Consider the following 11,702-nt stretch of genomic DNA (forward strand, 5'->3'; position numbering starts at 1 on the left):
GGCAGGCCTTAAGCAGTGAATCTACTTTAAACGTATTATCAGGTAATGACGAATCAGACAAGGAGATATGATGAGTTGTAGAGGTTAGCGGCGCCCAGCTAGTGTTATTAACAGGCTGTAAATAAGGTTGATCATGTCATTTGTGTGCGAAGTGAAATTATTATTGTTGTGACTTTTTGTTATTTACTTTAGATTTTTCCTCGGAAATTGGAAATCATTAAGTCTAGGTAAGGATCCGAGAGTGAAAGCTTTTACCATTGTTGCCGCCTGTTTGTTTTTGTTGACCGGTTGCTCAACCATCACAACATATAACCAAAGCCTAAAAGACTACGAAGGGGACGATCGCGTCGGCATTGCCTTTGGGATGACGTTCACTTCTACCTTTTCTAAATTCGATAGGCAAGTTCGGGTTTATCCTGAAACGTTAAGATGTATAGACCTTTACTCTGAGCGTAACGGCTTTGTATCAGGAAATCTGTATGGAGATTCGGTTCCCGATAATAAATTCATCGGCGTTCCTGAGGTTGAAGGGATGTCGAAGAATAGGGCTGAGTTTTGGGTTAGCGCTAAGGATAATATTTCGATCAGAACTATATACACTGGCTTCGTGAAACAAGAAGGGTCGTTTCCTAATATAAGTAAAGTATCCGAGAGCCTAGTGTCGTTTAAACCCGAAGCCGGGGCGTTCTATTACGTGATGGTTGATATGGAGAAGGTAGATCCGATCACGTTGAAATATTTGAGAGTGTATAAAATAACTGAAGATGCAGAGGGTAAGCTGACGTTAAAGCACGTTGACAATATCCCTCAAATTAACAACTGCCCGGGCCAACAGCCGTGGTTTACCAAAATGGCCGCGGTTATCTGATTTTTTTACCTTTTCCTGAGGCATTGGGAGAATGCAAGAGCCGCCATCCTTGGTAAAAGATGGCGGCTTTTTTCGTTTTTGTAGGCCGTTCGCTGTCTGTCAGCGATTGGGCTTAAACCGCAGCAGCCGGTTAGCGTTGCCAACCACGGTAATTGACGACAGCGCCATGGCGGCACCCGCTACAACCGGGTTAAGCAGCGTGCCCGTCAGGGGATACAGCACGCCTGCGGCGATAGGAATGCCCAGTGAGTTGTAAACAAAGGCACCCAGCAGGTTTTGCTTCATATTGCGCAGCGTTGCCTTAGACAAGGCAAGCGCGTCGGCAACGCCCTCAAGGCTGTGGCGCATCAGCGTAATAGCTGCCGTTTCGATAGCGATATCGCTGCCGCCGCCCATGGCGATACCGACGTCAGCCCGAGCCAGCGCGGGAGCGTCGTTAATGCCGTCTCCTACCATCGCAACTTTGTGCCCCGCCTGCTGTAGGCGCTCAATGGCCGCGGCCTTACCGTCCGGCAGTACGCCAGCAATGACTTCGTCGATGCCTGCCTGTTGAGCAATGGCATTGGCTGTAATCGGGTTGTCGCCGGTCAGCATCACCAGTCGATAGCCCTGCTGGTGGAGGCGATTCAGCGCAGACACGCTGTCAGCCCGCAGCGGATCGCGAACTGCCAGCACCGCCGCCAGCTCGCCGTTCACCGCCAACAGCACCGGCGTTGCGCCAAGCGCGGCCTCTTTGCCAATCGCCTGTGCCGCAGCCTGTGTATCGACTCCCTGCTCTTGCAGCAGTCTTTCGTTACCGAGGATTAGCGTGGTGTTGCCAATCTTACCGGTTACGCCAAGCCCGCGCAGGGTGCGGAAGTCGCTAACGTCAGGGAGATCCGCCCCCTGAGCTTTTGCCATAATGGCGTGAGCCAGTGGATGGCTTGCTCCCTGTTCCAGAGCGGCGGCGAACTGAATGACCTGAGCGTCGTCATGATGGCTAAACAGGTGAATATCGCTGACTAGCGGCTTGCCCTCGGTCAGTGTGCCGGTTTTATCAAACACCACAGTATCTACGCCGCTGGCCTGCTGGAGCGCATCGGCATCGCGTACCAAAACCCCCAGCTCAGCGGCTCGCCCAACGCCGGAGATAATCGACATCGGCGTCGCTAGCCCTAGCGCACAGGGGCAGGCGATAATCAGCACAGTGGTGACGATAACCAGCGTATACACCAGCTGCGGCTGTGGGCCTACCAGATACCAGATCAGGCCGCTTAGCAGTGCAATGGCGACCACAACCGGGACAAACACCGAGGAAATTTTGTCCGCCAGTCGGCCGATTTCCGGCTTGCTGCTCTGCGCCTGCCGCACCAGTTTGATGATGCGAGCCAGCGTGGTTTGATTGCCAATGGCGTTAGCGCGAAACAGGGCGCTGCCGTCTTGAACAACGGTGCCCGCGTGCAGTGAGCTACCGACGGACTTTTGCTGCGGCATGGCTTCACCGGTGAGCATGGCTTCGTCCATCCAGACCTCGCCCTGTAGCATTTCTCCGTCAACCGGCACCCGGTCTCCCGTCGTCAGTCGCAGAGTCATGCCCAGCTGAACTTCCGACAGCGGCAACACTTTCTCTCCCTGCTCAGTAACCACTCTGGCGGTCGGCGGCGTCAGATCCAGCAGCCGCTCAAGGGCTTTGGACGATCGCTGACGCGCCCGCTGTTCCAGCGCGTGACCGAGATTGATCAGGCCGATAATCATAGCGCTGGCTTCAAAATAGACGTGCCGAGCCTCGTGAGGGAAGAGCGAAGGCCAGATAGCGACACTAATGGAGTAAATCCAGGCGGCGCCGGTGCCCAGCGCAATCAGGGTATCCATAGTTGCGCTGCCGTTTTTCAGGCTGCGGGCTGCGTTAACATAAAAGTGGCCGCCTGCGGCAATCATCACGCCGAGCGTGACTAGCCCAGCGACAATCCAGAAGGTCTGGTTGTTAGCGGTCACCATCATGTTGTTGTCAAACATGCCCCACACCATCAGCGGGACACCCAGGGCTAAAGCCAGAGCAGACTGCCAGCGGTAGCGGCGAATGTTTTGGCGCGACGTCTCGTGTTGACGCGCGCGGCGAGTTTCTTCGTCCTGAATGATTTCTGCACCGTAGCCCGCTTTTTCAACCGCGCTGACCAGCTCGTCAAACTTCGGATTACCGAACGCCATAGCGCTGCGCTCAGCGAGGTTTACTCGCGCCTGTGCGACGCCGGGCACGCTTTCCAGCGCTTTTTGCACTTTACTGACGCAGCTGGCGCAGCTCATGCCGTTAATGAGTAACTGAACACTGTCTTCATCATCGGACGGTGTCGCCGGAGTAAGAGTCTCTGCCGCTATCGCTGGTTCCGGCGTGTCTGATGCAGGAAGCGGCTCAGATTTTGGGCTGACGGCTCCGTCACTAATGGCGGCCTCGTACCCCGCCTGAACAACGGCGTCAATCAGTGACTGAGGTGATGCACTACCGGTAACGGTCGCGTGAGTCACGCTCACGTCAGCGTGGCTTACGCCCTCTACGGACTCCAGCGCTTTTTTAGTGACGCCGACGCAGTGCTGACAGGTAAGCCCCGCCAGTGCCAAATGGACGGTTTGCTCAGAGGCACCTGCGACGGAAGCTTCATAACCCGCCTGTTTCACTGCATCGATCAGCGCTTCTGCCGCTGCTGTTCCGTAAATCTCAGCCTTATCCAGCGCGACGTCAGCGGCAATCACACCGTCGACCGCTTCCAGCGCTTTGGCGGTTCTGCCAGTGCAGTGACCACAGGAAAGCCCGGACAAAGCCAACACCACGTCAGGCTGTGCAATTTGTGCCTGATATCCCGCCTGTTCGACAGCGGCGATGAGGGCGGCGTTTTTGGCTTCCCCAACGATCTTGGCTGTGGTGACGTTAACGTCAGTGGACTGAACGCCGGGCAGGGCGTCCAGCGCTTTTTTTACTCTTCCAGCACAGCCCATACAGGACAGCCCGGTCAGTTGTAAAACGGTGGTGTGTTGCATCGCGTAACTCCTGAGTCTGTCTCCCAGCGGCGCCGGGAGTAAGAGGATTCTTTCATCGTGGTTAAGTCTAAACCTTCCAGCAACAGGAAGGTCAAGGATAAAAAATAATCTTTTTTTGTGGGGGATTTTCAGAGACCGATTTGTTTGGGGGAAGAAAAGAGGATTGCGATCTCGCTCACCTTTTTGCGTTAAGGTGCGATTAATCTCTGTTCATCATATATTATATATCATATATTATTTTCGAGATTCAGAACGAACCAAAAACTCTGTTTTTACTTTCAATTGGTTGTATTCAGTCACTCCAAGGAGAATCAAAATGAAAATCGTCAGCGTTGATATCATTGATGTGAAAAACCCGTTGCAGTCCGCTGTCGCCAAGTGGCGCCCCGTTGTTGTACGTATCAACACCGATGAAGGCATTTCCGGCTTTGGTGAAGTGGGCATGGCCTACGGCGTAGGCGCCTCTGCAGGGTTCGGCATGGCGAAAGATCTTGCCAGCATCATTATCGGCATGGACCCGATGGAGACGGAAAAGATCTGGGACAAAATGCAGAAGAAGACCTTCTGGGGACAGGGGGGCGGTACCGTTGTTTCTGCCGGTATGAGCGCCATTGACGTCGCGCTGTGGGACATCAAAGGGAAAGCCCTTAACGTCCCTTGCTATCAGCTTTTAGGCGGTAAGTGCCGCGATACGCTGCGCACCTACGCGAGCCAGCTGCAGTTTGGCTGGGGCGATGCGGAGAAAAAGGAAATTCTGACTACGCCTCAACAGTACGCGGCAGCAGCGGAAAAGGCTCTGGCAGACGGCTATGACGCGATTAAAGTCGACGTTAACGAAATCAACGAGCAGGGCGGCGTGAAGAAAAGCAACCTTTACGGCGTATTCAGCGATCGCGAACTGAAAGTCGGCTATAAGCGCCTGAAGGCCATTCGCGAAGCGGTGGGCGACGAAGTTGATATTATCGTTGAGGCGCACGCGCTGACGGACACCGCATCCGCCATTCGTTTTGGCCGAATGATTGAAGAACTTCGCATCTCCGCCTATGAAGAACCGGTGATGAACCTGAACCACGGTCAGCTAAGGGAAGTGAAGCGAAACGTCAACATTCCTATCGCTGCCGGTGAGCGTATCTATACTCGCTGGGGTTTCCGTCCGTACTTTGAAGAACACATCATTGACCTGATTCAGCCGGATCTCGGCACCTGTGGCGGCTTTAGCGAAGCGAAAAAGATCTGCGACATGGGGCACATCTACGATACTACCTGTCAGATCCACGTGTGCGGCGGCCCAATCATGACGGCTGCGGCGCTGCAGTTAGAGTGCGCAATCCCTAACTTTGGCATTCACGAACTGCACCGCTATGCGCTGCTGGACGGCAACCGTGCCACCTGTAAGTACGACTACCTGCCGGAGAAAGGCCAGTACAGCATTCCTGACCTGCCGGGTATCGGACAGGAGCTGACCGAGAAGTCTATTGCTGAATCACCAAAAGAGACCGTGAAGTAACAAGCGGCCGTTAAGCAGGGCTGCCGCCCTTAGCCGATGAGAAACGCCGGATGCGGATAAATCAAAGCACACTGTTCACAGCGAATGGGGCACAGCAAGCATTCGCCGGAGACAGCTGTTGTCAAAAACAACGCATCTAAGGCACTATTCAGTTACGGTTAAACAGCGGCGGCGGCCCGAAGGAGGAGAGGTAAATCGCTATAGCGCAGACGCCTCTCAACTACTGACAGTGGGTTATTTGCGCAGAACCGGACATGGTTATCTCCGGCGATGCGGGGAGTTGAAGCATGGGATTAACAATAGCACTTGTTGTCATCGCATGGGTCGCCTGGATGATAGCGCGAAAAGGGTACGCGACCGCAGTGCTGCTGGTTGCCGGTGTTTTCCTGCTGGGAACATCGGTTCTTCTCGATCTGGGACCCGGCCTGACGTTGAAAAAGTCAACAGGCAGCGGTTTCTTTGATATTTTCCAAGTCGTTCAAAACATCATGTCGAGCAACCTTGGCGGGCTAGGGTTGGCGATTATGGCGATGGGCGGTTTCTCTCGCTATATGGACACGCTCAACGCCGGTCAGGCGCTGTACGCGGTTGTCGGCGGGCCGCTGAAGTACATTAAGTCACCTTATCTTCTGGCCTGTGTAGGGTTTATCGTTTCTCAGCTTATCGGCATGGCTATTCCCAGCGCGTCTGGGCTGGCGCTGATGCTGATGGTGACGCTGTACCCGGTTATGATCCGTGCGGGCGTCTCCCGTCTGACGGCTGTAGCCATCATCGGCTCTAGCCGCTTCTTTGACTTAGGACCAGGCTCTGCCAACTGCCTGCTGGCGGCGAAAACCGCCGGTATTGAGTGGGCAGAATACTTCCTAAGCTGGCAGATGAAGATTTACTTCCCGCTGCTGCTCACCATGCTGGTTTCTCACTATTTTGTGCAGCGATTCTGGGAACGCCGTGAAGGGCCAGATCCAGAAGACTTGGTACTGCAGGAAAAATTCCGTCAGGAACAGGAAGGGCAAGGCAATCAGGTACCAAAAATCTATGCGCTGTTGCCTATCGTACCGCTGGTTATTCTGCTGCTGTTCAACCCGGTTGTGCTTGGACAGTTTGGCATTAACATCAAAGTGGGTGTGCCGTCAGCTATCGTTCTTAGCACCTTTGTTGCGATGCTGTTTGAGTTTATTCGTCGTCGTAACGGCTTTGAAGTGCTGAGCGGCATGAAGTCATTTTTCGATGGGCTTGGTAAACAGCTGACAATTGTCGTTGCGCTGATTATCGCAGGTCAGGTGTTCGGCGAAGGCCTGATTGCCATCGGTGCCGTTGATTCGCTGATCAACGGTGTAGAAGGCGCAGGGCTGGGAGCAGGCTTCATGATTATTCTGATGAGCCTGATTATCGGCGCGGTTGCTTTCCTGATGGGCTCCGGCAACGCACCGTTCTTCTCTTTCGCGGCGCTTATTCCAAGTATTGCCGCCAAGATGGGCGTTCCGTCAGCCGCCATGCTGTTACCGCTGCAAACCATGACCGGATTTGGTCGCACCATGTCGCCGGTTACTGGGGCCATTGTGGCCGTTGCGGGCATTGCGGGCGTGTCGCCGTTCCAGATCGTCAAGCGAAACGCTATCCAGCTGATTCTGTGTATGCTGGTTAACTTTATTCTTACCTTCACTATCGTGCTGCCTTAACGGTGCACTGTCTCTGATAAGGCCCGCCGCTCTGGCGGGCCCATAGGGAGTAAATCATGCAGGTAGATATCCAAAAAAGCCTGACTATTCAAAAAGAGCTGGCCGACTTTATCGTTAACTGTCGCACTGAACGAATCGCCGAGCGCCTGATAGAGGACATGAAGTATCGCGTTATTGACTGGCTGGGCTGTGCTGTCGTTGGTGCTCACTATCCTCAGTGTGACATCGCTCGCCAGACGTTTACGCGCTTTGGCGGATGTGCAGAATCCTCTGTGATTGGCTCGGAAGAGCGCTATCCCGCGGCAACGGCGGCAATGGTCAACGGCATTATTGGTCACGTGTCCGAGCTTGACGATGGTCACCGCAAGGCGATAGGCCATCCCGGCTCTGTCACGCTTCCGGTCGCGCTGGCGCTGGGAGAATCCCTTAAGGTGAGCGGCGCTGAATTTTTAAGCGCGCTGATCGTTGGCTACGACGTCTACATTCGCTTAGGGCAGACGGTTAACCCTTCCCACTACGCCCACTGGCATACGACCGGCACCTGCGGAACCTTCGCCGCTGCGGCGACGGCAGCAAGGCTGATGAAGCTGACGCCGAAGCAGACGTGCAGTGCGCTGGGGATCGCCGCAACTCTGGCTAGCGGGCTGGTGGCGTCGTTCGGCTCACACGCTAAGGCTCTGAACGTCGGCAACGCCTGCCAGAACGGCATTTACGCAGCGGTGCTGGCAAAGGACGGCTTCACTGGATCGCCCCAGGCACTCGTTGGCGAAAAGGGCTATGTCAAGGCGACCAGCAGCGCTGATTCGCTACAGTATCTTGAACAGCCGACGGAAGAGGGGCTGCTTTCTGATACCGCGTTTTATAAGGTTTACGCCTCCTGTGGCCACACCAACTCACCGCTGGACGCTATTTTTAACCTGATCAAAACCCACGCGCCGCAGGCGAACAAGATTGCCCACATCAAGGTGGAAACCTATCGGATTTCCGTTTCTTTGACGGCGGCGCTAAAGGCGGGCAACGAGGATGAAGCCAAGTTTTCTCTGCCGTACTGCATTGCAGTTGCCCTGACGTTTGGCCAAGTCTCGCTGGCAGAGTTTCAGCCTGACGTATTGAACGATCCCGACGTACTGGCGTTGGCAAGCAAGATCGAAGTGGTTGAGTCTGAAGAAGCTACGGCGCGCTTTCCCAAGCGACAGGCTCGCGTTACCGTTGTTATGGAGGATGGAACCACCTATCTACAAGAGGTGATGGACGCTACCGACGTTGTTGACTTTCCCATGCTGGAGCAAAAGTTCCTACATTCTGCCCAGAGCGTGGATCGGCAGGCCTCGCAAGAAGTGCTGGCGTTTATCAAGAGTATGGATAAGCGTGGCGATATTGCGCCGCTGGTGGCATATTTGAAAAAAATACGGTAGAGCGTATAAAGGCGTTTGGTGTAAAAAATGGATGCATCACACGCCTTTAACCTTTTAAATTACGTCCTGTTTTATGGGCATCCCACTTTCGTCGTAATGCCTATTCCCCTGATAAAAGAAATTATTAATGCTATGATAAACAAACGTATTGTATTTAGGGATAGGCTCGGATGCTTTCTTTAGGTCGACGTTTCTTTCGCGGCTATCGCTATTGTCACCGTAGCGAAGATCAAAATAGTCCCAAAGATCTCTGCCGTAGCAGATGACGTCAATGCCATCGTGAATCGAGTAGACCGAATTTCCGCACTGCTTTGAGGTTAATGAAAGGTATTTATTCGCGTTGATAGGAATAAAAAGAGGGCTTTTCTGTATTTGGCATTTAGCCAGCGCGATAGCGTCGTCTTCACTATCAGGGCGATTTCCCCAGGCGTTCAACCAGCCGCCTAGCTTGGTGATTGTATATAACACGCCATCAATTGTGCCTTCATACATTTTGGTTTGGATATATTTAACGTATTTTTCTGACATATTTCGCCAGTCCGTATAGTCATAATCATAGAGCGGCAGGCATACGGACAAAAATGCTCGGTAGTCGGCGGGAAATTTTATGTTATAGCAGCGCTCTGCGTTGTCCAATTCTTGCTCGGTCATGCCTTCGGTAAGAAAAATTCCATTTTCCTCTAAAAGCTGCATACTGATGTTTATCTGTTCATCAAATGCGCCCCCGTTTTTACAGAGAGCGGTACTATGATCGGTACTATGCGTATTTATTGAGAAAGGCGATGAGTCCATTGTGTTATTTTCTCTCTCTAATCGCTTATTAATAAAAACTATTCTACTCTTTTCCCTGTCAATTTAGTAAAATTAGGTACAGTTACAGCGATTTTCTCTACCTGACATTTTACGTTTGGTTTCTAATGACGATGATAACGAAAACAAAAGCGAAGACGATCTACTTCGATTTGAAGCACAAGATTTTATCCGGTGAGCTAAAGGCCGATTCTCGTCTGGTGATCCACCAGCTGGCGGGCATGTACGACAGCAGCGATATTCCCGTGCGCGAGGCATTGAAAGAGCTGGCGGCTGAGGATTTGATCGAGATGAGCCCGCACAAAGGCTCTCGAGTCAAAAAGCTGTCAGTAAAAGAAATGCAGGACATGCTGGAAATTCGCAAGACCCTTGAGCCTCTGGCTGCTCGGTTGGCGGCAGAGAACGCTACGCCGGAGCTGATAGCTCAGCTTGAGGCGGTACACGCAAAGTGTGAGAAGATGGCGAAAGAGAAAAACTATTCTGACTACTCCACCGCCAACCGAGAATTTCACCAGTTGATCGTTGAAGCTAGTGATAACACCTACCTGAAAAAACTGCTCAGCGAACTGTTACGCAACGAGCGGCGCACGAAAACTATCTTTGATCTGTTTCCTGAGGTGGTTAACGTTTCTTTGGAAGAGCACCGGGAAATGATTCGGCTTATTGAGCAGAAGAAGGGAAAAGAGATTGCTGAGCTGATGTATAACCACAAAGCCCGCTCTTACGACAAGCTGCACGCCTATTTCTCTAATCTGCTTAAAGAGCAGGAGAACGCGAAATCTTAACGTGTTCGTGCAGTAAAAAAGGCGGCTTGGCCGCCTTTTGTATTTTCTATGACTAAGAAAGGCTTAATAATCAGGCTTTTTCCTGCATGATTTTGTCCGCTTTTTCCCGAGCGTTCGCCTTCACCGCGTCGTAGCGGCTGTTGCCTTTGCAGTCCATTGTGACGATAAACGGGCCAAAGCGTTCGGCTTCCATCACCCACATGGCTTCAGGCATGCCGTTTTCCAGCCAGTGGACGGCTTTTACGCGCTTGACGCCTTCGGCCAGCACGACCGCGCAGCCTGGGGCAGCTTGAAGATAGGCCTGCTTATACTTTTTAAACGCTGCCAGACTGTCACCGGCCATACCGCCTTTGCCGATAATCAGCTTGACGCCCTGCTGGCCGACAAACTCAGCGTGTGGCTCCATGCGGATCGACGTCGTTGGGCCGATAACGCGCAGTTGCCAGCTGCCTTCGGCGTCTTTCACCATGACCGGACCCGCGTGAAAAATCGCGCCGCCCTGTAGGTTTTCCGGCAGCGGGCGCCCGTTGTCCACCAGCTCTCGCATGTTGAGGTGCCCCATGTCTCGGGCGGTGCAGACGGTGCCGGTAAGGTACACCGCATCGCCAATATTGAGCTGTTCTATATCGGCATCCCGAAGGGGAAGCGTAAGTTCATAAACGGCCATGATTATTCCTCCACCTGAAAGAGCATTTCGCGTCGTCCGTCTGGGTAGATACGAACGCCAAAGCGGCGGGCGACCCAGCAATGGAAATTGATAGTGACCGGGCAGATGGCGGTATGGGTAGCCGCATAGGCCATTTTGACCGCCAGAGTGGTGGTTTTTCCGCCAATTCCCGCAGGGCCAATGCCAAGTTTGTTAATGTCTTCTAGCAGCTCGGTTTCCAACTGGTCCAGCAGCGGATCGGGGTTGTGATCCAGCCAGTTTCTGGTACTGATGGCCTCGCGGCTGAGTTTGGCGCTAACGTCCATTTGTCCGCCAAGGCCAATGCCGATAGCGGACGGCGGGCAGGGGAAGCCACCGGCGTTAATCACGGTATCCAGCACTAGTCGCTTTAAGCCTTCATAGTTTTTGCCGAGGGTTGCCGGCGTTAGGATTTTTGACACGTTGCCAAGTTCGGCACCGCACCCTTTAGCACTCAGGATAATTTCCACGTATTCCTGACCCGGCACGTGGCGCAGTTCAACGTTAGGGACGCCCTTACCGGTGCTGTCGCCCGGATTGTGGCGGGTTAACGGGTGGACGATGCTGGGGCGAATCAAACCCGCTTTGGTGGCTTCGGTGAGCGCGCGGGGAAGGTAGCTGAGCAGCGGATCCATATTGAACGCCTGCCCGAAGCTAATCCAAACGGTAGGGTAACCGGGGGACTGGCAGACAGGTTTATCCAGCTTTGTCGCCTGAGCGACGTTTTCGATCATTGTTTCCAGAAATACCCGGGCTTCCTCATGGGTTTCGTCGCGAGCGGCGTTTTTCATCAGGTGGAGCACGTCGGGTGAAATAGTGGTACAGGCGTGGTGAAGGAGGTCGTAAACCTCTTCATAGGTAATGCCCAGCTCTCTCATTTTATTATCCTCTGGTTGGCACTGGTAAATAATATATTATATATGATTTGAAGGAATGCAATG

Annotated in this window: 9 protein-coding genes; 5 read left to right on the forward strand and 4 right to left on the reverse strand. The window is 53.2% G+C overall.

The annotated features are described in order from the left end of the window. Positions 1–241: 241 nt before the first annotated feature. Positions 242–868, forward strand: a complete 627-nt coding sequence (locus DQM29_RS05845) for a hypothetical protein (RefSeq protein ID WP_111739750.1) — start codon at positions 242–244, stop codon at positions 866–868. 99 nt (positions 869–967) lie between these two features. Here DQM29_RS05845 and copA read toward each other — a convergent pair whose 3' ends face one another. Further along, positions 968–3,880, reverse strand: coding sequence for a copper-exporting P-type ATPase CopA (copA, locus tag DQM29_RS05850; RefSeq protein ID WP_111739752.1), 2,913 nt, complete (start codon positions 3,878–3,880; stop codon positions 968–970). A 316-nt stretch (positions 3,881–4,196) separates the two neighbouring features. Here copA and DQM29_RS05855 point away from each other — a divergent pair, with 316 nt between their 5' ends. From DQM29_RS05855 to DQM29_RS05865, 3 genes are all read left to right on the forward strand, one after another. Beyond that, complete coding sequence (locus DQM29_RS05855) at positions 4,197–5,387, forward strand: mandelate racemase/muconate lactonizing enzyme family protein (protein ID WP_111739754.1); 1,191 nt, start codon at positions 4,197–4,199, stop codon at positions 5,385–5,387. A gap of 287 nt (positions 5,388–5,674) precedes the next feature. After that, positions 5,675–7,066: a C4-dicarboxylate transporter DcuC gene (gene dcuC, locus DQM29_RS05860; protein ID WP_111739756.1), complete on the forward strand. Its 1,392-nt coding sequence runs from the start codon at positions 5,675–5,677 to the stop codon at positions 7,064–7,066. Positions 7,067–7,122: 56 nt separating this feature from the next. Further along, positions 7,123–8,481, forward strand: a complete 1,359-nt coding sequence (locus tag DQM29_RS05865) for an MmgE/PrpD family protein (protein WP_111739758.1) — start codon at positions 7,123–7,125, stop codon at positions 8,479–8,481. 54 nt (positions 8,482–8,535) lie between these two features. Here DQM29_RS05865 and DQM29_RS05870 read toward each other — a convergent pair whose 3' ends face one another. Then, positions 8,536–9,273 (reverse strand): SMI1/KNR4 family protein, encoded by a 738-nt coding sequence (locus tag DQM29_RS05870; protein WP_232054865.1) that lies wholly within the window; start codon positions 9,271–9,273, stop codon positions 8,536–8,538. Positions 9,274–9,404: 131 nt separating this feature from the next. Here DQM29_RS05870 and DQM29_RS05875 point away from each other — a divergent pair, with 131 nt between their 5' ends. Next, positions 9,405–10,076: a GntR family transcriptional regulator gene (locus DQM29_RS05875; protein ID WP_170126493.1), complete on the forward strand. Its 672-nt coding sequence runs from the start codon at positions 9,405–9,407 to the stop codon at positions 10,074–10,076. Between the two features lie 70 nt (positions 10,077–10,146). On the opposite strand, the gene DQM29_RS05880 is transcribed toward DQM29_RS05875, so the two are convergent. Further along, complete coding sequence (locus tag DQM29_RS05880) at positions 10,147–10,743, reverse strand: FumA C-terminus/TtdB family hydratase beta subunit (protein WP_111739764.1); 597 nt, start codon at positions 10,741–10,743, stop codon at positions 10,147–10,149. A gap of 2 nt (positions 10,744–10,745) precedes the next feature. Continuing rightward, positions 10,746–11,639: a fumarate hydratase gene (locus tag DQM29_RS05885; RefSeq protein ID WP_111739766.1), complete on the reverse strand. Its 894-nt coding sequence runs from the start codon at positions 11,637–11,639 to the stop codon at positions 10,746–10,748. Positions 11,640–11,702 lie beyond the last annotated feature (63 nt).

The sequence above is a fragment of the Leminorella richardii genome, from assembly GCF_900478135.1.
Taxonomy (GTDB): domain Bacteria; phylum Pseudomonadota; class Gammaproteobacteria; order Enterobacterales; family Enterobacteriaceae; genus Leminorella; species Leminorella richardii.